Source organism: Actinoplanes sp. NPDC048988 (genome assembly GCF_043197815.1).
Classification (GTDB): Bacteria; Actinomycetota; Actinomycetes; order Mycobacteriales; family Micromonosporaceae; genus Actinoplanes.
This window is the reverse complement of sequence record NZ_JBICTW010000011.1, coordinates 45,884-65,589: the sequence shown is the minus strand read 5'-3', so window position 1 is coordinate 65,589 and position 19,706 is coordinate 45,884. Positions and strand designations below refer to the sequence as shown.

The following is a 19,706-nucleotide window of genomic DNA, read 5'->3' as shown; positions in this document are numbered from 1 at the left end:
CTGTCGGGGGGACAGGATGAAATTCACGCACGCACTGACCGCGTCGACGGCCGCCGCGACCGGCCTGGTGACCGTGTTGGCCGGTGTTCCGGCCTATGCGGGGACCGGCGGACATCACGGTCCGCCGCCGGTCCGGACGATCACGAAAGGCCTTGACGGGCCGTTCGGCCTCGATGTGACGTCGCCGCGCCACGCGCTGGTTGCCGAGGGGGATTCCGGCGAGATCACCGCGGTGGATCTGAAGAACGGCCGCCAGCGTACGTTGATCTCGAAGTTGCCGTCGCCGTCCGGCGTGACCACCGACGGCCACCGGATCTACGTCGCGCTCGGCGGGCCGGCCCCGGACGGGCCGCCGCCTCCGCCGTCGAAATACAAGCCGGCCACCGTGCTGGTCGCCGACCGGAACGGCAAGAATGTCCGGGTCCTGGCCGATCTGCTGAAATACGAGTTGAAGTACAACCCGGACAGGCAGAAACAATTCAACTCCAAGGGCGAGCCGTACGACGCTCTTTCCAACCCGTTCGGCATCACCTCCACGAAGTGGGGTCTGCTGGTCGCGGACGGCGGGGCGAATGATGTTGTGCGCATCAACCCGCGTACGGGAAAGGTCTCCACTTTCTTCGTGCCGCCGAATCCGAGGACCAAGGAATGCCTCAAGCCCGAGGCGCAGGCCAACCCGGGCACCAAGGGCTGCGACTCGGTCCCGACCGGCGTGGTGGCCAGCGGAAAGTACGTCTACGTGTCCACTCTCGGCGCCGAGCAGCCGAAGGCCTCGTCCATCTGGAAGCTCGACGGCCGCACCGGCCGCGTCCTGAAGGTGTGGCACGGCTTCACGTCGCTGACCGGGGTCGCTGTCGCGCCCAACGGCACGCTGTACGCGTCCGAGGTGCTGCACGGCATGCCGGCCGGCCCGACGCCGCCGCCCGGGTTCGACCCGGCCAAGGTCGGCCGCCTGACCCGCATCCAGCACGGCCGGGTCACGCACGCCCAGGTGACCATGCCGACCGGTATCGAGTACGTCAACGGCAGCCTGTACTCCACGGCGTGGAGCACGGCGAGCTTCCTGGGTCTCAAGAAGAAGGGCGAGGTCGTCCAGGTGAGCCCGAAGGCCTTCCGTTAGGGGCCGGCGCCGCCCCCGGCCGCCGGGGTGACGACACAGTCACCCCGGCGGCCGCGTCTGTACGATCGGGCACCGTGTTCACCCCGTACAAAATCTTCCGGATCGCCGCCGTCGCCGAGGCTTTCTCGTGGGCCGGCCTGCTCGTCGGCATGTACCTCAAGCGGGTCGCCGAGACCACCGACCTGGGCGTCTACATCTTCGGCCGCGTGCACGGCCTGCTCTTCGTCGTCTACCTCGCGGCCGCTCTCTGGACCGCCCGCACCGAGCGCTGGTCGCTGTTGCGCACTCTGTTCGGCCTGGCCGCCTCCATTCCGCCTTTCACGTCGCTGATCTTCGAGCGCTGGGTCGCCAACCGCCGTCCGGTCGCCCCCGAGACCGAAGAAATCGGCCAAGCCGCCTGAAAAGGACGTTGGCCTGAAATGGCTCCATAAAGGGCCGGGAGAGCGCGATCCTTTCAGCGACGCTTGAAACGTGTTGCCGCTCGGGTGCGCTCCCATGCAAGGTCATGACGCTGGGTCGGCCACGAGCCGGGCCGCGGGCGCGGGCAATAACGGATATGCCGGTATCGGGGGTGTGTATCCCGCCCACAACCGCGCCCCGCTCGTGCCGACACCGTTCTTCTTCCGTCCGTCCCCCGGCGACGTACGGCCCTTTGGCGTGCTTTTCGCCGCCGGATAGAATCGCCGCCTGAGATCCAAGGGGGCGGGCCGACGTGTTGCGGATTCACTTCACGCCGGAGGATGTCGGGCGGGTGCGGATCGCCGGCGAGCCCGACCCGCTGTGGGAGACCATCTTCAGTGTCTGGCGTCTGCGCCGGCCGGGCCCCGAGCTGATCTACGGGCGCTGGCGTGACCACGCGCTGCGGGCCAGCCGCCGTACCGACCTCGAACTGCTGCTTCCGCTGGTCCAAGGCGCCTACTACCCGGACTTCCTGACGCCGGCCGAGGGGGCGCGGGGTCTGCCGGCCGCGCTGGAGGCCGTGCGGTCCACCCCGGCCACCCGGCTGCGCGAGGAGATGCGCGAACTGGTCCGCACCGGCGGGCCGACCCCGTCCTGGCTGGGGCACCTGGCCGGCGGCGACCAGGAGACCCTGGAAAGGCTGGCCGGGGCCCTGCAGTCGCAGTACGACGCCGCCGTCGCCCCGTTCTGGGACCAGGCCCGGGCCCAGATCGAGGCCGAGCGGTCCCGCCGGGCCCGGGTGCTGCTCGACCAGGGCGCCGAGGGGCTGCTCGACAGCTTCCGCCCGCAGATGCGCTGGGAACCGCCGTACCTGCTCGCCGACGTCCCGTTCGAGCAGACGATCCACCTCGACGGCCGTGGCCTGCTGTTCCTGCCGTCGTACCTGTCGTGGGGCACCCCCGACGTCCTGCGCGACACCACCCTGCCGCCCGTGCTGGTCTATCCGGTCGAGCACGACCTGACCCTGCCGGGCGGGGTGAAAAACCTGGCCGCGCTCATCGGCCGTACGAGAACAAGCCTGCTGGAATCTCTCTCCGACCCGCGCACCACCTCGGAGCTGGCCCGGCGGGTCGGAGTGAGCGCGGCCAGCGTCAGCCAGCACACGGCGGTGCTGCGCGAGGCTCGGCTGATCACCACGAGCCGGGCCGGCAAGGCGGTGGTCCACGCCCTCACTCCGCTCGGTAACGCCCTGTTGAGTGATCTCTCCTGACGCCTACCATCGAGTGATGTGAATCACTCGAAGGGGGCGACATGGCAGTCGACGTCGAGAAACGCCTGCTCGGTGGGGCCACGTACCGCAGTCTGGGTGAACAGCAGCTGTCACCGGCCGAGGAGCGCTTCGAGCGCGGCCGCCGTACCGTCGGCCTCTTCCTCGCCCCGATCGTCACGATCGTCTTCCTGGCCCTGCCGCTGAGCATCCCGCCCAGTCAGCAGGTGCTGGCCGGGGTTCTGCTCGGTGTGATCATCTTGTGGGTGACCGAGGCCGTGCCCATCCCGGTCGGCGGTCTCATCGGCGTCGGCCTCATCGTGGTCTTCGGCGTGGCCGAGGCGGCCGACGTGCTCGCCCCGTTCGGCTCGTCCACGGTGTTCACCTTCATCGGCGCCTTCATCCTGGCCCAGGCCATGCTCAAGCACGGCGTGGCCCGCCGGTTCGCGTTCCGCATCCTGTCGCTGCCCGGCATCGGCCGCTCGACCGTGCGGGTCATCGTGGCCTTCGGCGTGATCACCTGCCTGCTGTCGGCCTTCGTCTCGAACACCGCCACCGTCGCCATGCTGCTGCCCACGGCACTCGGCATCCTGGCCGTCATCGCCAAGATGATGCAGGACCGGGGCCTGGCCGGCGAGGGCTTCGACCCGACCCGCCTGCGGGTGGGCGCGGCGCTGATGCTGATGCTGGCGTACGGGGCGAGCGTCGGCGGCCTGCTCACTCCCGTGGGTTCGCCACCGAACCTGATCGGCCGGGGCCTGATCGAGGAGGCCACCGGTGAGAAGATCTCGTTCGCCGAGTGGATGGCGCTCGCCGCGCCCATCTGCGTCTGCATGTTCGCCGTCCTCGCGGTGATCCTGCTGCTGCTCAACCGGCCCGAGGTGCGCCGGATCGAGGGGGTCGAGGACTACATCGCCGGCGAACGGGCCAAGCTCGGCAAGTTCAGCGCCGCCGAGCGCAACACCGTGATCGCCTTCGCGGTCACGGTCGCCCTCTGGATCTTCCCGGGCATCGTGGCGCTGGTCGCGGGGACCGATTCGAAGGTGTACGACGTGGTCAGCGGCCGCCTCAACGAGGGCGTGGTCGCCGTGCTCGGCGCGTCGCTGCTCTTCCTGCTGCCCACGTCCTGGCGCGAGCGCGAGTTCACCCTCAACTGGAGCGACGCCCAGCGCATCGACTGGGGCACGATCGTGCTGTTCGGCACCGGCATCATCTTCGGCTCGCTGCTGGCCGACACCGGCCTGGCCGAGCGGATCGGCGAGTCCAGCGCCGACGCCCTCGGCCTGAGCAGCACCTTCGCCATCACCGCGTTCGCCGTCGTGCTGGCCATCCTGGTCTCCGAGACGACCAGCAACACCGCCTCGGCCGCCGTGGTCGTGCCGATCATCATCCCGATCGCCGTCGCGGCCGGCATCAACCCGCTGGTGCCGGCCCTGGCCGCCACCTTCGCGGCGTCGTTCGGCTTCATGCTGCCGGTCTCCACCCCGCAGAACGCCGTCGTCTACGGCTCCGGCGTGGTCCCGATCACCACGATGATCCGATCCGGCGCCTCCTTCGACGTCCTCGGCGCCATCCTCATCCTGCTGGTGCTGCCGCTCATGGTCGCGCTCGTCGGGCTCGGGTGACCGCGATGACGCAGCGGATAGCGGTCATCCCCGGCGACGGCATCGGCCTGGAGGTGACCTGGGCGGCCCGGCAGGTGCTGGCGGCGGTCACGGCCCGCCACAAGATCGAATTGGAGTACGACGAGTTCGACTGGTCCTGCCAGCGTTACGCGGCCGCCGGCGAGATGATGCCGGCCGACGCCATCGAGCGGCTACGGCCGTACGACGCGATCCTGCTCGGCGCGGTCGGCTGGCCCGGCGTACCCGACCATGTCTCGCTGTGGGGTCTGCTGATCCCGATCCGGCGGGCCTTCCGGCAGTACGTCAACCTGCGGCCGATCCGGGTTTTCGAGGGCGTGCGGTCGCCGCTGCGCGCCGCCGAGCCGGGCGCCGTCGACTTCGTGGTGATCCGGGAGAACGTCGAGGGGGAGTACAGCGAGATCGGCGGCCGGCTCAACCGCGGCTTCCCCGACGAGTTCGCCGTGCAGGAGGCCGTCTTCACCCGGCCCGGCGTGACCCGGATCGCCCGGTTCGCGTTCGAACTGGCCGGCACCCGCGGCTCGTACGTCACCTCGGCCACCAAATCCAACGGCATCGTGCACACGCTGCCGTTCTGGGACGAAATCGTGGCCGAGGTCGCGGCGGAGTTCCCGGAGGTACGGACGGACAGCGAGCACATCGACGCCCTCGCGGCCAAACTCGTGCTCGACCCGGCGCGGTTCGACGTCATCGTGGCGTCCAACCTGTTCGGCGACATCCTCAGCGACCTGGCCGCCGCGGTGGCCGGCAGCATCGGCATCGCCCCGTCGGCCAACCTCGACCCGACCCGCACCTACCCGTCCATGTTCGAGCCGGTACACGGCTCGGCCCCGGACATCGCCGGGCACGGCGTGGCCAACCCGATCGGCGCGGTCTGGTCGGCCGCGCTGATGCTGGAGCACCTCGGCCACGCGGCCGCCGCCGCCGATGTGATGGCCGCCATCGAGGAAAGCCTCAGGTTCCCCGGGACCCGCACCCGCGACCTGGCCGGCACCGGCGACACTGCGTCCGTCGTCTCATCCCTGGTTGCCCTTCTGGGCTGATCTCCGACAGAACGGTACCTTCTCCGCCGGAACGCACGGTGTTCTGGAACCTCAGGACGGGGGAGGAACGACGATGAGTGACGACACGGTGCTGGTGGTCGGCGGCGGCATCGCCGGCTTGGCCCTGGCGCGGGCTCTGCGGCAGCGGGACGTGCCGTTCGAGCTGCTGGAACGCGACCCGGCGGCCGGCGACGGCGGCCTGGCGATCAACCTGCCGGGCAACGCGGTGGCCGCCCTGCACGCGCTGGGCCTGCGCGCCGGCCTGGAGAAGATCGGCCGCCCGACCCGCCGCCGCGAGTACCGGTCGGCGGCCGGGCGGGTGCTGTTCGCGGTGGACGAGGACGAGTTCTGGGGCCCCGACGCCCGCCCCCGGTGCGTCCGCCGGTCCGACCTGCACGCGCTGCTCGGCGAGGACACCACCAGCACCGTCGCCAAGGCCGGCCCCATCGAGCTGGAGGCGTCGGGCGCCCGGGTGGGCGGCCGCCCGTACGGTTTCGTGGTCGGCGCCGACGGCGTCCACTCGAGCGTCCGCGAGCAGGTGTTCGGCCACGCCGGCATGCGCTCGGCCGTGCTGAGCCGCGCCAGCTGGCGATTCATGGCCCCGAACCCGGGCGTCGACTGCTTCACGGTCTGGTCGGGCGCCGAGGGCGCGTTCCTGATGATCCCGGTCGACGAGTCCGAGGTGTACGTCTTCGCCTCGGCCACCCGAGGCGGCCCGGTCGAGGCCGACCCGTCGTGGCTGCGGGAAACGTTCGGCCGATACCCGGAGAAGGTGCGGGCGGTCCTCGACAGCCCCGGCCGTCTCTACCACTCACCGATCGAGGAGGTCCGGATCGCCACCTGGCACCGCGACCGCTGCGTCCTGATCGGCGACGCCGCCCACGCCACCGCCCCGGTCTGGGCCCAGGGCGGTGCCCTGGCCCTGGAGGGCGCCATCACCCTGGCCGACCTGCTCGCCGCCGGCGCCTGGGACTCGGTGGGTGCCCGCTACGAGGAACGCCGCCGCGACCGGGTCACCCACATCCAGGCCGCCACGGACCGCTTCTCCAAGGTCGCCGCCCTGCCGATCCGCCTCCGCAACGCCCTGCTCCCGCTGATGGGCCCGATCTCCTACAAGGCGGCCTACGGCCCACTGCGCTAGCTAGTCCCGCTGGTGCGAATGACGTAGCGGCCGAACCAGTCGACCGAGCACCGCGCGATTCGCGCCGCAATCCGCTCGGTGGTCGTCCCGTCCACCAGTGGGCTCCTCAAGGAAGGCGCCGACGGCCGGGTGTTCGAGCGCGGCGGCACCTGATCCCGCGCTCACGCAACCGGCCGGACAGTCTTGCGAATCGACTGCTGGGGATCAGGTTTGGAGGATCTTTGTTTGCGTTTTCCGCCCGGTGGCGGACTGCTGTCATAGTGGGCGGATGGACTCTGCGAAAGTTTTCGTCCGGACGGATCGCAGATATTTGGATGATCTTTATGAGTGGCTGCGCGGAGAGCGGGAGTTGCAGGGCCGAATAGAGCTTCTGCCCCGGGCTCCTCGTGCCGGTGAGATGGGCGCGGTCGCCGACGTGCTGGTCGCGGCGCTGGGCAGTGGGGGTGCCGCTGCCGCGTTGACGCAGGCCATTCATACCTGGATCAGATATCGTCGCCCCACCGTCACCGTCACCGTTGAGACGGCGGCCGGCGAGAAGGTCACTCTGACCAGCGACGATCTCAACCGGGCTCCGGAGATTCTCGTGATGGCGCTGGAAGCCGCCACGAACGCCGCGCTCAAGGAGTAAGGCGCTTGACCCGCCTGCCCGATCCACTTACTTCCCGGGCTTTCCTCTTCGGGACCAGCAGCTACCGCGATCCCACGGGCAACTTGAAGGCCATTACCCAAGTCGAGGAGAATGTCGCCGAGCTCGCGGATATCTTGACCGACCCGCTTCTGGGGGGACTCAGCGAAGCGAATTGTGAAGTCCTGCTGAATGAGCCCGATCTCGGCGTCCTGGGCCGCCGGCTCGAGGACGCCGCGAAGGCGGCGCGGGACACGTTGGTAATCTACTACTCGGGCCATGGCTGGCCCAGTGGCGGCGGCTCGCTGTATCTCGCGCAGCCCAACAGTCACTGGGACTACATGCGGCGCACCGCGATGCCCTATGAGTGGATCGTCGAGGCTTGCGCCGAGTCGCCGGCGCGCAACAAGGTCATCATCCTGGACTGCTGTTTCTCGGGGAGGGCGCTCCGGCCGTTTCATCTGAGCGGGGGCGACGCTGAACTGGCCGCTCAGATCGACATCCGTGGTGCCTTCATCATGGCGTCGTCGGCGGCGTCGAGCGTGTCGGAGTTCGCCGTCGACGAGCGTCACACCGCGTTCACCGGCGAGCTGGTGACCCTCCTCCGGCATGGCATTCCCGGCGCTCCCCGCCTCATCGAACTGAACGGCCTTTTCCTCGAGCTGGCGCAACGTCTGATCGCTCGCTCCCTGCCTCAACCCCAGCAGGGCGGAAGCGGGACGGCGCACCGCCTCGCCTTGACCCAGAACGCGTCGTACGTCACGTCCGGTCCCAACGTCGGCGACTCCGATGGCAATGCCGTGCCCAGCCGCAGAATCATCGCCAACGGCAGCCTCAAGGGGCCCGGGAACGCGGGCGCGCTGGCACGGCCGCGGAAGCCGACGCCCGTGATCATCGACGAATTCCCGGATCACCATCAGTTCCACGAACCGGTCAGCTACACGAAATACTGTTTCGTCGACGGCGGTGGTGACCTTCGAAGCGCGGAGGAATCAGCCCGCATACACTGGGACAATTTCAGCCGCTACCTCGAGGCGGTGGCCCAGTATTGTGTCGGCTCGGCATGGACAGCCGACAGGCCGAACCTCGATCAGCTGGTGACGCAGTCCTATGAGTGGAGGCGGCTGATTCCGAGGGTAGATGCTCTTGGTCGTCGCATCGAAGCTCACTATCAGAAGCGTGCGCGTTTGTTTCCCGCGCAGTTCGTCCATGAGATCAATGGCTTGGTGGACGACGTCGATAATCTGCTGCGATCACACTATCGGGGCCTGCCGGTATTCTCCGGCCTTCGAGGTTCGGCCGGTCGAATGGCAACTCGGCGGAAGATTCTTTCCATCGCGGAGGAGAACAGGGCGTGGTATTACTACTACCTGCGGCAGTTGGCCGAATTCTGTGTCGAATTGGATCCCGAAGCGACGCACGACGACGTCGCGAAAACATTGCACGAGATCCTGCCGGCGTATGCGGTGTTCGAGAAGCGGATCCACGACTTCGAGAGCGAACAGGCGAGGACCGTCCCGGAGAACCGGTCGGCGGCGAGAGATCACCTCGCCCGGAACCACCGCTTTTTGTGCGGCATCGTCAAGGAGATCGACGTCTGCTTTCGGCTGGGCGTGCTGGAAGGCGCCTTCTGAAACGACCGGACGGGCCGGCCAGGGTGAGCGTGAGGTAGCTCGCGGGGCCCGGCGTGGCGGAAGGGGAGGTGGTGTCGGCATGATCGTGTGGTGACATCAATCAACGTGAGAGCGTTGGGCGCGGGGGTGCCATGGGCTTCAACGCACTGCTGAGCCGGGCCGAGACCTTCGCGGTCGGTGGCGCCGACCGGGTGCTGGAGATCGGGTGTGGCAGCGGGGCCACGGCCGCGCTGGTCGCCGAGCGGCTCACGACCGGGCACATCCTGGCCATCGACCGGGCGGCCGGGGCGGTGCGCGTGGCCCGCGAGCGGAATGCCGCTCATATCCGGGCCGGCCGGGCCGAGGTGCGGCAGCTCGACATCACGACGGCTGAGCTGCCGGACGGGTCGTTCGACGTGATCTTCGCGGTCAATGTGAGCCTGTTCTGGCTGGGCACGCCGCCTCGGCTGGTGGAGCGGGTCGGGCGGCTTCTCGCGCCCGGCGGGACCTTCCACGTCGTCGCGGAGCGCCCGACCCGGGAGGCGATCGAGGGGATCGCCACCCGGGTGGCGAGCGCCCTGCGCGCGGCGCGCTTCCTCTCGGTCACCTCCACGCTGACCGGCACCCGGGTGGAAGTGGCCGGTAAGCGGCCGGAACGCTGAAACAGCGGGACCCGTGTCGTCACGGGTCCCGCTGTCGATGACGCTGCGAGGAGCGGTCAGGCCACCGTGGCCGGGAAGCGTTCCCAGACGCGGTGGGCGGCCATCAGCTGCTGCACCTGGGTCAGGGCGGCCGCGCCGGACTCGGCGCTGACCACTCCCAGGGTGCCGGTGATGCCGGCCGCGGCCAGCGCCTCGGCGCCCTCGCCCCAGGCGCCGATCGCCTTGGCGTGGCGCCACGCCTCGTCGAGCAACAGGACCACCCGCGGGTCGACCGAGGTCGCGGCGGCGCCGGCCTTGTCGTCGCGGGCCGGGATCGCGTCCGGGGCCGGGACCGGCGCGGCGCCGACCAGGATCGCGTCGAACTCGATGGAGCGGGCGGTGGCGAACGTGCGCTGCACCGGCAGGCCGCCGACCTTGCCGCCGTGCGGGGCGATGATCAGCGGGACCATGCCGGCCGCCTGGATCGTCTCGCGGACCTCGGCCAGGCCGGGCACCTCGGTGCCGTCGGGGCCGACCACGATGCCGACGATCCGGCCGTCCGGCGGCCACTCGCCGCCGACCTGCGACAGGGCCGGGCTCGGCTGCGGGTCGATCAGCTCGACGGTGGGCTTGGGTGCGGGCAGGCCCAGGCCGGTGGCGACCTCGGCGCACAGCACCGGGTCGATGTTGGCCAGGCTCTGGAGCTGGCGCTCCTTGATCGCCTGCTCGTAGCACTTGCCGAGCTCGAACGTGTAGGCCCGGATGATGTGCTCCTTCTCGACCGGCGACATGCTCAGCCAGAACAGGCGCACCTGGCTGTAGTGGTCGTCGAACGAGGCCGGGTTCTGCCTGATCTTGGGTGCTTCGGCGACGCGTACCGGGAAATCAAGGAAGGCCTGCTCTTTGTCGCCCGCGGTGAACGGGTTGCCGCCGTCGAGCGAATTCGGCCGGTACGGCGCGACCCCGGCGTGCACCGCGTGCTGGTGGAAGCCGTCGCGGAGCATGTCGTTGACCGGAGCGTGCGGCCGGTTGATCGGGATCTGCGAGTAGTTGGGACCGCCGAGCCGGGTGAGCTGCGTGTCGACGTACGAGAAAAGCCGACCCTGAAGCAGTGGATCGTTCGTCACGTCGATGCCCGGCGGCAGATGGCCGAGGTGGAAGGCCACCTGCTCGGTCTCGGCGAAGAAGTTGCGCGGGGTGCGGTTCAGCACCAGCTTGCCGACCCGCTGAACCGGGGCGAGCTCCTCCGGCACGATCTTGGTGGGGTCGAGCAGGTCGATGCCGGCGAACGTCTCCTCGGGCGTGTCCGGGAATACCTGGATGCCCAGCTCCCACTCGGGGAACGCGCCGGCCTCGATGGCGTCGTAGAGGTCGCGCCGGTGGAAGTCCGGGTCGACGCCCGCCGCGATCTGCGCCTCCTCCCAGGTCAGCGAGTGCACGCCGAGCTTGGGCTTCCAGTGGAACTTGACCAGCACGGTCTCGCCGGCCTCGTTGATCAGGCGGAACGTGTGGACCCCGAAACCCTCCATGGTCCGGTACGAGCGGGGGATGCCCCGGTCGGACATGTTCCAGATGGTGTGGTGCTGGGCCTCGGTGTGCAGCGAGACGAAGTCCCAGAACGTGTCGTGCGCGCTCTGCGCCTGCGGGATCTCGCGGTCCGGGTGCGGCTTGCCGGCGTGGATGACGTCCGGGAACTTGATCGCGTCCTGGATGAAGAAGACCGGGATGTTGTTGGCGACCAGGTCGAACGTGCCCTCGTCGGTGTAGAACTTCGTGGCGAAACCGCGGGTGTCCCGTACGGTGTCGGCCGATCCCCGAGAACCGAGCACGGTCGAGAAGCGGACGAAGACGTCGGTCTCCTTGCCCTTCTTGAGGAACCCGGCCCGGGTGACGCCCTCGGCGGTGCCGTACCCGACGAACGTGCCGTGGGCGCCGGCGCCGCGGGCGTGCACGACGCGCTCCGGGATCCGCTCGTGGTCGAAGTGCGTGATCTTCTCGCGGAAGTGGTGGTCCTGCATCAGGATCGGCCCGCGCGGCCCGGCCTTGAGCGAGTGGTCGGTGTCGCGCAGGCGAGCGCCCTGCGCCGTGGTCAGATAGGCACCCTGCTGGCCCTTGCTCTCGGCCGGCGCGCCGGTTTCGGCGCCGGTCGGTGTACGGGTGTCCGGCGCACCGTGTTCCTTCTTCGGCGGCAGGGGCTCGACGGGCGTGGTGGGTTCCGCGACGGTCGGCGGCGCGCTCGAGGGCGCTCCCGGCACCGGCGGCGTCAGGGCGTCGGCCACCTTCGCGGCGGCGGCTTCCACTACGTCCTTGACCTTCTTGGCGGGGTTACTAGCTGCCATTATGCGTACATCCTCCGGAAGATGGCGGATTGCGACGCCATCGGGGTACCCGGGTCCGGAGCCGATAAACGAAATCTGGAACCGCTCAAGATCCTTGGAGCAAAGTCACCCGGACCATCGAAGGCGAAACGGGCCGCTCTGAGTAGGTGACGGTCAGGTATCAGGCTGGTGACGGTCGTTACACGAACTTTCCTCGGGCGAACGGTACCGCTATGGTCTGTCGATGTCCCATCAGCCTATGGGATATCTAGGCTTTAAGGGTGCTTCTTGATCGAGATAACGGGACTCCGGAAGACCTACCGGAGCCGCGGCCGTGAGGTGCGCGCCGTCGACGGCGTCGACCTCACCGTCGGTGAGGGTGACGTCTTCGGCGTGCTGGGGCAGAGCGGCGCCGGCAAGAGCACGCTCCTGCGCTGCGTCAACATGCTCGAACGCCCCGACGAGGGGCGCATCGCCGTCGGCGGTGTCGACCTGACCGCGCTGAACCGCCGGAGACTGCGGCTCGCCCGGCACGGCATCGGGATGATCCACCAGCACTTCGCGCTGCTCTCCTCGCGGACCGTGGCCGGCAACATCGCGTTCGCGCTCGAGGTCACCGGCGAGCCGCGGGCCGCGCGCAAGGCCCGCGTGTCGGAGCTGATCGAGCTGGTCGGCCTGGGCGGGCGCGAGGACGCGTACCCCTCGCAATTGTCCGGAGGCCAGAAGCAGCGCGTGGGCATCGCCCGCGCGCTCGCGGCGCGGCCCAAGGTGCTGCTCTCCGACGAGGCGACCTCCGCGCTCGACCCGGAGACGACCGACTCGATCCTGCGGCTGCTGCTCGATCTCAACCAGCGGCTCGGCCTCACGATCCTGCTGATCACCCACGAGATGGGGGTCGTCAAGAAGATCTGCCACTCGGCCGCGGTGATGCGCGACGGCAAGTTCCTCGAGTCCGGCCCGGTGGCCGACCTGCTGCACCGGCCCGGCTCCTCCCTGGCACGGGACATCTTCCCGCTCGGCGCGCCGTCCCCGGTGTCCGGGCAGACGGTCGTCGACGTGACGGTCAGCGGTTCCGTTGCCGACTCGCCCCTTCTGTCCGCGCTGTCGCGCGAGTTCTCCTCCGATGTACGGATCCTGAGTGGCTCCGTCGAGACGCTGGCCGCGACCCGCGCCGGGCGGTGGCGACTGGCCCTCACGGGTGACGCCGCTGGGCAGATCGAGTTCCTGCGAACGGCCGGCGCCCAGGTGGAGGTAGTGGCATGACCTGGTCCGAAGTCTTCGACCTGCTCGGGGTGGGCCTGCAGGAGACCGCCTGGATGGTCTTCGTGTCGACCGTCCTGACCGCGCTCGGCGGGCTGCTGCTCGGCGTGCTCCTGGTGCTCACCGCGCCCGGCGGGCTGCTGTCGGCGCCGCCGCTCTACTCGGTGCTCGGCCTGATCGTGAACATCACCCGTTCGCTGCCGTTCATCATCCTGCTGGTGGCGGTCATCCCGTTCACCCGGGCCGTGGTCGGCACGACGATCGGCACCGACGCGGCCATCGTGCCGCTGACCATCGGCGCCATCCCGTTCTTCGCCCGCATCGTCGAGGCCGCCCTGCGCGAGGTGCCCAACGACGTGATCGCGGCCGCGACCGCGATGGGCGCCACCCGCACCCAGATCGTCGGCAAGGTGCTGCTCCGCGAGGCCCGCCCCGGTCTGGTCGCCGGCCTGACCATCACGGTCATCGCCCTGGTCGGCTACTCGGCCATGGCCGGCGTGGTCGGCGGCGGCGGCCTCGGCGACCTGGCCATCCGCTACGGCTACCAGCGCTTCGAGACCGAGGTCATGATCGCGACCGTCGCCGCGCTCGTGGTCTTCGTCCAGCTCGTACAGGTGGCGGGCGATCTCGTCGTCCGCCGGCTCTCCCACAAATAAGAAAGGTTGTTCTGTGCGCCGCTCCATCACCGCCCTCGTAGCGTCCGCTTCCCTCTTGCTGGGGCTGGCCGCTTGCGGTTCCGACTCCGATGAGGCCGCCGGCTCGTCCTCCGACACCCTGAAGGTCGGCGTCAGCCCGGTCCCGCACGGGGAGATCCTCAAGTACGTCGCGGACAACCTGGCGTCCAAGGAGGGCCTGAAGCTCGACATCGTCGAGTTCAACGACTACATCCAGCCGAACGTGGCCCTCAAGGAGAAGCAGCTCGACGCCAACTACTTCCAGCACGTCCCGTACCTGGAAGAGGAGATCGCGTCCAAGGGCTACAAGTTCACCGCGCTCAAGCCGGTGCACATCGAGCCCCTCGGCGTCTACTCCAAGACGGTGAAGAGCCTGGCCGAGGTCCCGTCGGGTGGCGTCGTGGGCATCCCGAACGACCCGTCCAACTCGGGCCGCGCGCTGAGCCTGCTGGCCAAGAACAACCTGATCACGCTGAAGGACGGCGTCGGCGTCAAGGCCACCGAGAAGGACATCACGGGCAACCCGAAGAACCTGAAGTTCAAGGCGCTGGAGGCGGCTCAGCTGCCCCGCAGCCTCGAGGACACGGCCGTCTCGGTCATCAACGGCAACTACGCCATCGAGACCGGCCTCAAGCCGGCCACGGACTCGCTGGCCCTGGAGTCGGGCGACGACAACCCGTACGCCAACCTGGTCGTCGTGCGCACCGGCGACGAGAACGACGCCCGCGTGCAGAAGCTCGAGAAGCTGCTGCACAGCGCGGAGGTCAAGAAGTTCATCACCGACAAGTACCAGGGCTCGGTCCTGCCGGCCTTCTGATCCACCACGGGTGAGCACCGGCCCTCGGGCCGGTGCTTTTCCGTAGGCAGGGAATGGGAAGATGGGCTGTGACCGGGCGACCTGAGATTGTCTGTATCTGTGGCTCCGCGCGGTTCCTGGACGAGATCGGCGCGGCCAACCGTGAGCTGACCCTCGCGGGTGTCATCGTGGTTGCGCCGGCTGTCTTTCCGCGTGGTGAGGAACGCGGAACGGACGAGCCGATCACCGGCGAGCAGAAGGCCGTCCTGGGCGACCTTCACCTGCGCAAGATCGATCTGGCCGACCGGGTGCTGATCGTCAACCCGGGTGGGTACGTCGGCGAGTCCACGCGCAGGGAGATCGCCTACGCCCGGGCCGCCGGGAAGCCGGTCTCGTTCACCGATCCCACCTGAGGGAGGGCCAGAATCGCTGGGCCCAGTCGAGCCAGCTCTCGTCCTCGGGCGGCGGGAACGAACCGGAGAGCTCATCGGCGCCGGGGACCTCGAACATCTCCCGCCAGGGGCCGAGTTCGGCCTCGGCCATCGGGAACGTCCGCTCCGGGGTGTGTTTCCAGCGGTTCTGGATCCGGCTCCACTGCTCCGCACGGTCCACCGGCAGGTAGACGATCTCGCTGGCGGCCCCGGCGGAAGCGGCCAGCCAGCGGAGGGCCGAGCGTTCGTCGCGCGACCACAGCCCGAAGTCGAGTACGACGCTGAGCCGTAGCCGCAGGGTGTCGATGGCCATGGTGATGAGCAGGCCTTCCAGCAGCCACCGCTTGCCGTTCGGTCGCTCCTGGTGACAGTCTTCCTGGCCGAAGAGGGTGAGCGCCCACTCGTCGGGGGTGAGCCGCAGGGCTCCGCGCTCCGCCGCCAGCTCACGCGCTCGCACGGTCTTGCCCGACCCGGGAAGACCGACCATCAGGAACAGCGTCGGTACGTGGTCCGCGTTCATGAGGTCATGGTGCGCGAACGTCGCGGCCGGCCGCTCCGATTCCCCCTCGCCAAGCGCCCGCTCGGACGGTTCGGGGGCAAGCGGGGTTGCCCTCACGGGAAAGGCCGGGTCGAACAGCATCGGGCGGCGAGGTCAGGATGGTTGACTGCGGCGCACGATCGACGGTCGAAACGTGGTCTTGACACATTGGAATCTTGGCCGTCTTATGACAACGTTGTCAACGTCCTCCTGGAGTCATCATGGTCGATTCACCGTCCGTGTCCCGACGGGCGCTTCTCGGCGCCGGCGGTGGGCTGCTCGCCTCCGTCGCGCTGCCGATGGGCGCGGCCCGTGCCGCTTCCCCCGGTGCTGCTCCCGCCACCACCGAATTGGCTCTTCACCGGCCCGTCACGGCGTCCTCCACGGCGTACGCCCCGGCGCAGCCGTCCTTTGTCGTCGATCGTCTGCCGCAGGCCGGCGTGCGGGGCTCCGGATGGCGCGCCGGCGGCGGTGACCCGCAGTGGATCGCCGTCGACCTGCAGGCCGTCTGCGAGATCTCGGCGGTCACGCTGACGTTCGAGGCGACCCTCGCCGACGGGCCGTTCGACGGCAACTACGGCGGCACCGACGGGGACGAGGTCCTGTCGAGCGCGGCCACGGCGTACACCATCGAAGTCAGCTCCGACGGCAAGACCTGGACCGTGGTACATGAGACGGCCGAGGGCTCGGGCGGCGTGCAGCAGATCGCCCTGGCGAAGCCGGCGCGAGCGCGGCACGTGCGGCTGAGCGTGCGGAAGCAGCACAACTCCAACCCGGCCGGTCTCAACGGCTTCCAGGTGTACGGGCGTGCCCTCGGCGCCCGGCCGCGGGCGAAGGGCTGGACCGATTGGGCCGGCGGCAACACCGAGCCCGCGCCCGCGCTGGGTGTCGCCAAGGACGGGACGGTGCCGCTGGAGTCGGGCTGGGCGCTGACGATGGACGACTTCGCCGACTCGGACCCGCGCGACTGGGTGCCCGCCACCGTTCCCGGTACGGTTCTGGCCAGTCTCGTCGAGCAGGGCCACCTGCCCGACCCGGTCGCCGGCTTCGAGAACCTGCGCATTCCCGAGGCGCTGTCCCGGCACGCGTGGTGGTACCGCCGCGAGTTCAAGCTGCCGCGGGGGTTCGACGCCTCGCGGCACGTCTGGCTGGAGTTCGATGGCGTCAACCACGCCGCCACGACCTGGGTCAACGGGGTCGAGGTGGGCACCGTGACGCACCCGTTCGCGCGGGCCGCCTTCGACATCACCGAGGCGCTGAAGGGCCACGCCCAGCACACCGTCCGGGTGAAGATCTCGCCGATGCCGCACCCGGGCACGCCCGGCGACAAGTCGCTGAACAGCTGGACGTTCCTCGGCGGTGGCTCGATCTTCAAGGATTCGCCGACCTACCTCGCGGTGTCCGGCTGGGACTGGATGCCGGCCGTCCGGGACCGCGCCTCGGGCATCTGGAACCATGTCCGCCTGCGCAGCACGGGCGACATCGTCATCGGCGACCTGCGCGTCGTCACCAAGGTGCCCGACTCGCGTACCGGCGAAATCACCGTGACCGTCCCGGTGCGCAACGTGGCCGCCACGGCGACCACCGTGACGCTCAAGGCGTCGCTCGGCGTGACCAAGACCGTGACCGTTCCGGCCGGCGCGAGCCTCGACGTCACGCTCGGCACCGTGCGCGTTCGTGACCCCAAGTTGTGGTGGCCCAACGGGTACGGCGAGCCGCATCTGCACGACCTCACGGTCACCGCCACCGTCGGCCGCACGGTCAGCGACACCCGCAAGATCCGGTACGGCATCCGCGAGTTCTCGTACGAGTCGCACCTGCCGGTGGTGATCAGCCCGGCCGCCAAGCCGCCGCTGAACTTCCAGGACGGCAAGGCGGCGCAGACCGTCACGTTCGACCGGCAGCACAAGCGCTACGTACGGATCCAGGCCGGCGCCCGGGCCACGGGCTGGGGCGTGTCGATGTGGTCCCTTTCGGTCTCCGACGGAGACGGCGCCGACCTGGCGTTGAACAAGACCGCCACGGCGTCGTCGGCCGGGGACGGCTCGAGCCCGGCCGCGGTCGTCGACGGCGACCCGGGCACCCGGTGGAGCTCCGACTACCGCGACAACGAGTGGATCCAGGTCGACCTCGGCGCGGCGGCCGACTTCGACCGCGTGACGATCCTCTGGGAGCAGGCGTTCGCCCTGAACTACCGCGTGCAGGTGGCCGACGGCGAGAGCGGCCCGTGGACCGATGTGAAGGCGGTCGACAACGAGACGGCGCCCGGCAACACCGGCCGCCAGGTTGTCGAGGTGCCGGGTACCAGCGGCCGCTATGTCCGCGTCCAGGCCGGCAAGCGGGTCACGGACTGGGGCGTGTCGATGTGGGCCCTTTCGGTCCTGGCCGACGGCGACGACCTGGCCCGCGGCAAGACGGCGACGGCCTCGACGAGCGAATCGTCGAACCCGCCGGGCAACGTCACCGACGGCAATCCCCGGACGCGCTGGGCCTCCGAGTCGGCCGACAACCAGTGGATCCAGGTCGACCTGGGCGCGGTGGCCACGTTCGACCAAATTCGGATCGACTGGGAACAGGCGTACGCCAGGGACTTCGTCGTCCAGGTCTCGGCCGACGGCTCGTCGTGGAAGGACGTCAAGGCGGTCGACAACCGTGCGACCGAGCTGAAGATCAGCGTGAACGGTGTGCCGGTGTTCTGCCGTGGCGGTAACTGGGGCTGGGACGAGTTGTTGCGCCGTACTCAGCCGCATTTGCTGCGGGAGGCGGTGGCGATGCATCGGGACATGAACTTCACGATGATTCGTAACTGGATCGGCAGCAGTACCCGTGAGGAGTTCTTCGCGGCTTGTGACGAGTACGGGATTCTGGTCTGGAACGATTTCTGGGAGGCCGGGCCGTTCATCGAGGAGTCGGCCACGTACGACGCGATCGTCGCCGACACGATTCGCCGGTATCGGCATCATCCGAGCATCGCGGTGTGGTGTGGGGCGAACGAGCAGTTCCCGCCGCCGGCGATCGACGCCGGCCTGCGTAGGGCGGTGGCCGAGCTCGACCCGGAGATCGTCTATGTGCCGTCGTCGAACGCCGGCGTCGTCAGCGGCTCCGGCCCGTGGCACTGGATCGACCCGGTCACCTACCCGGACCCGAACGTCTACAAGAACGGGACGCTCGGCTTCCACACCGAGATCGGCATGCCCGTGGTGCCGCACCCGGAGACCCTGCGCAACCTCGCCGGCGACCAGCCGGCGTGGCCGATCTGCGAGGTGTGGGGCTACCACGACTGGGCGCTGATCGGGAACCAGCACGTCGGCGGTTACCAGCAGGCGATCGAGGAGCGGCTGGGGGTGGCGTCGTCGCTGGAGGAGTTCAGCGCTCGCGCTCAGTTCGTGAACTATGAGAGCCATCGGGCGATGTTCGAGGCGTGGAACTCGTCGTTGTTCGACAACGCGTCCGGGTTGTTGCTGTGGATGTCGCATCCGGCTTGGTACAGCACGGTGTGGCAGACGTATGACTATGACTTGGATGTCAATGGCGCGTATTACGGCGCTCGGAAGAGTTGTGCGCCGCGTCACGTGCAGGCGGATCCGGGTACGTGGCGGGTGCGGGCGGTGAACCACACTCCGTCGGCATTGATCGATGTGACGGTGACGGCGCGTGCGTACGACCTGGCGGGCAAGCCGCTGGGTCGGGAGCAGAGGCAGACACTGTCCGTGGCGGCTTCCGCGACGACTCCGGCGTTCACGGTTGCCGCGCCGCAGGGTCAACCGCTTCATGTGGTACGGCTGGAAATGCGCACCGCCAAGGGGGAACTCCTGTCGGAGAACACCTATTGGCGGTACACAAAACCGTCCGACATGCGGGCCCTGTCGACGATGGCGCACACCAAGCTCGACGTGCACACGGCATCGGCGGCCGGCGGCGTCACGGCAACGGTCACCAACCGGGGCCGGGCGGTGGCGGCGCTGGTCCGGGTCGCCCTGCGCGACGGCGCGGGGGAGCGGGTCCTGCCGGCCGAGTACAGCGACAACTACTTCTGGCTGCTCCCCGGTGAGACCCGCAAGGTCGCCATCACCTGGCCGTCCCGGCTCGGCCGCCCCCGCGGTCTGAAGGTGACCGCCGAGGCGTACAACTCCTGAGAAACCCGCGGCCGGCGTCCCCGCCAGGACGCCGGCCGTGCCCGTGAGCAAACCGGGTTGC

16 protein-coding genes are annotated in these 19,706 nt (G+C 69.2%); 14 read left to right on the top strand and 2 right to left on the bottom strand.

Going from position 1 to position 19,706, the window contains the following annotated elements; translation table 11 throughout:
* Window positions 1-16: 16 nt before the first annotated feature.
* The 9 genes from ACGFJ7_RS29375 to ACGFJ7_RS29335 all read left to right on the top strand — a co-directional run bounded on the left by ACGFJ7_RS29375 (window position 17) and on the right by ACGFJ7_RS29335 (window position 9,513).
* The gene (locus ACGFJ7_RS29375; protein WP_392644915.1) at window positions 17-1,120 is read left to right on the top strand and encodes a ScyD/ScyE family protein; all 1,104 of its coding nucleotides are present in this window, start codon (window positions 17-19) and stop codon (window positions 1,118-1,120) included.
* Window positions 1,121-1,194: 74 nt separating this feature from the next.
* Window positions 1,195-1,521: a DUF3817 domain-containing protein gene (locus ACGFJ7_RS29370; RefSeq protein ID WP_392644914.1), complete on the top strand. Its 327-nt coding sequence runs from the start codon at window positions 1,195-1,197 to the stop codon at window positions 1,519-1,521.
* 311 nt (window positions 1,522-1,832) lie between these two features.
* On the top strand, window positions 1,833-2,789 hold the full coding sequence (locus ACGFJ7_RS29365) for a winged helix-turn-helix domain-containing protein (RefSeq protein WP_360260321.1): 957 nt from the start codon (window positions 1,833-1,835) through the stop codon (window positions 2,787-2,789).
* Window positions 2,790-2,830: 41 nt separating this feature from the next.
* Window positions 2,831-4,411, top strand: coding sequence for an SLC13 family permease (locus tag ACGFJ7_RS29360; protein WP_392644913.1), 1,581 nt, complete (start codon window positions 2,831-2,833; stop codon window positions 4,409-4,411).
* Between the two features lie 5 nt (window positions 4,412-4,416).
* On the top strand, window positions 4,417-5,472 hold the full coding sequence (locus tag ACGFJ7_RS29355; RefSeq protein ID WP_360260327.1) for a tartrate dehydrogenase: 1,056 nt from the start codon (window positions 4,417-4,419) through the stop codon (window positions 5,470-5,472).
* Between the two features lie 73 nt (window positions 5,473-5,545).
* Window positions 5,546-6,613 carry an FAD-dependent monooxygenase gene (locus ACGFJ7_RS29350; RefSeq protein WP_392644911.1) on the top strand — a complete coding sequence of 356 codons (1,068 nt, stop codon included), beginning with the start codon at window positions 5,546-5,548 and terminating at the stop codon, window positions 6,611-6,613.
* 310 nt (window positions 6,614-6,923) lie between these two features.
* Entirely contained in the window at window positions 6,924-7,241 is a 318-nt protein-coding gene (locus ACGFJ7_RS29345) for a hypothetical protein (RefSeq protein ID WP_392644909.1), read from the top strand.
* Window positions 7,242-7,246: 5 nt separating this feature from the next.
* Complete coding sequence (locus ACGFJ7_RS29340; RefSeq protein ID WP_360260336.1) at window positions 7,247-8,872, top strand: caspase family protein; 1,626 nt, start codon at window positions 7,247-7,249, stop codon at window positions 8,870-8,872.
* A gap of 131 nt (window positions 8,873-9,003) precedes the next feature.
* Window positions 9,004-9,513, top strand: coding sequence for a class I SAM-dependent methyltransferase (locus ACGFJ7_RS29335; protein WP_360260339.1), 510 nt, complete (start codon window positions 9,004-9,006; stop codon window positions 9,511-9,513).
* A gap of 56 nt (window positions 9,514-9,569) precedes the next feature.
* Here the strand turns inward: ACGFJ7_RS29335 and ACGFJ7_RS29330 are convergent, their stop codons facing one another.
* On the bottom strand, window positions 9,570-11,831 hold the full coding sequence (locus ACGFJ7_RS29330; RefSeq protein ID WP_360260342.1) for a catalase: 2,262 nt from the start codon (window positions 11,829-11,831) through the stop codon (window positions 9,570-9,572).
* 267 nt (window positions 11,832-12,098) lie between these two features.
* Here ACGFJ7_RS29330 and ACGFJ7_RS29325 point away from each other — a divergent pair, with 267 nt between their 5' ends.
* The 4 genes from ACGFJ7_RS29325 to ACGFJ7_RS29310 all read left to right on the top strand — a co-directional run bounded on the left by ACGFJ7_RS29325 (window position 12,099) and on the right by ACGFJ7_RS29310 (window position 14,953).
* Window positions 12,099-13,073 carry an ATP-binding cassette domain-containing protein gene (locus ACGFJ7_RS29325; protein ID WP_360260346.1) on the top strand — a complete coding sequence of 325 codons (975 nt, stop codon included), beginning with the start codon at window positions 12,099-12,101 and terminating at the stop codon, window positions 13,071-13,073.
* Window positions 13,070-13,726: a methionine ABC transporter permease gene (locus tag ACGFJ7_RS29320; protein ID WP_360260349.1), complete on the top strand. Its 657-nt coding sequence runs from the start codon at window positions 13,070-13,072 to the stop codon at window positions 13,724-13,726. The genes ACGFJ7_RS29325 and ACGFJ7_RS29320 overlap by 4 nt, the downstream gene beginning before the upstream one ends.
* A gap of 13 nt (window positions 13,727-13,739) precedes the next feature.
* Window positions 13,740-14,561, top strand: coding sequence for a MetQ/NlpA family ABC transporter substrate-binding protein (locus tag ACGFJ7_RS29315; protein WP_360260352.1), 822 nt, complete (start codon window positions 13,740-13,742; stop codon window positions 14,559-14,561).
* A gap of 68 nt (window positions 14,562-14,629) precedes the next feature.
* A complete protein-coding gene (locus ACGFJ7_RS29310) occupies window positions 14,630-14,953 on the top strand; it encodes a hypothetical protein (protein ID WP_360260355.1) in 324 nt (107 codons plus the stop codon).
* On the opposite strand, the gene ACGFJ7_RS29305 is transcribed toward ACGFJ7_RS29310, so the two are convergent.
* Window positions 14,937-15,491, bottom strand: a complete 555-nt coding sequence (locus ACGFJ7_RS29305) for an ATP-binding protein (RefSeq protein WP_360260358.1) — start codon at window positions 15,489-15,491, stop codon at window positions 14,937-14,939. The genes ACGFJ7_RS29310 and ACGFJ7_RS29305 overlap by 17 nt on opposite strands.
* Before the next feature lie 239 nt (window positions 15,492-15,730).
* On the opposite strand from ACGFJ7_RS29305, the gene ACGFJ7_RS29300 reads away from it, so the two are divergent.
* The gene (locus tag ACGFJ7_RS29300) at window positions 15,731-19,645 is read left to right on the top strand and encodes a discoidin domain-containing protein (RefSeq protein ID WP_392644905.1); all 3,915 of its coding nucleotides are present in this window, start codon (window positions 15,731-15,733) and stop codon (window positions 19,643-19,645) included.
* The last annotated feature ends 61 nt before the right edge of the window (window positions 19,646-19,706 follow it).

Bases quoted from the DNA above. Each gene is read 5' to 3' on its own strand.
- ACGFJ7_RS29375 (WP_392644915.1), top strand. From the start codon at position 17: ATGAAATTCACGCACGCACTGACCGCGTCGACGGCCGCCGCGACCGGC.
- ACGFJ7_RS29360 (WP_392644913.1), top strand. From the start codon at position 2,831: ATGGCAGTCGACGTCGAGAAACGCCTGCTCGGTGGGGCCACGTACCGC.
- ACGFJ7_RS29355 (WP_360260327.1), top strand. From the start codon at position 4,417: ATGACGCAGCGGATAGCGGTCATCCCCGGCGACGGCATCGGCCTGGAG.
- ACGFJ7_RS29350 (WP_392644911.1), top strand. From the start codon at position 5,546: ATGAGTGACGACACGGTGCTGGTGGTCGGCGGCGGCATCGCCGGCTTG.
- ACGFJ7_RS29335 (WP_360260339.1), top strand. From the start codon at position 9,004: ATGGGCTTCAACGCACTGCTGAGCCGGGCCGAGACCTTCGCGGTCGGT.
- ACGFJ7_RS29330 (WP_360260342.1), bottom strand. From the start codon at position 11,831: ATGGCAGCTAGTAACCCCGCCAAGAAGGTCAAGGACGTAGTGGAAGCC.
- ACGFJ7_RS29320 (WP_360260349.1), top strand. From the start codon at position 13,070: ATGACCTGGTCCGAAGTCTTCGACCTGCTCGGGGTGGGCCTGCAGGAG.
- ACGFJ7_RS29305 (WP_360260358.1), bottom strand. From the start codon at position 15,491: ATGAACGCGGACCACGTACCGACGCTGTTCCTGATGGTCGGTCTTCCC.
- ACGFJ7_RS29300 (WP_392644905.1), top strand. From the start codon at position 15,731: ATGGTCGATTCACCGTCCGTGTCCCGACGGGCGCTTCTCGGCGCCGGC.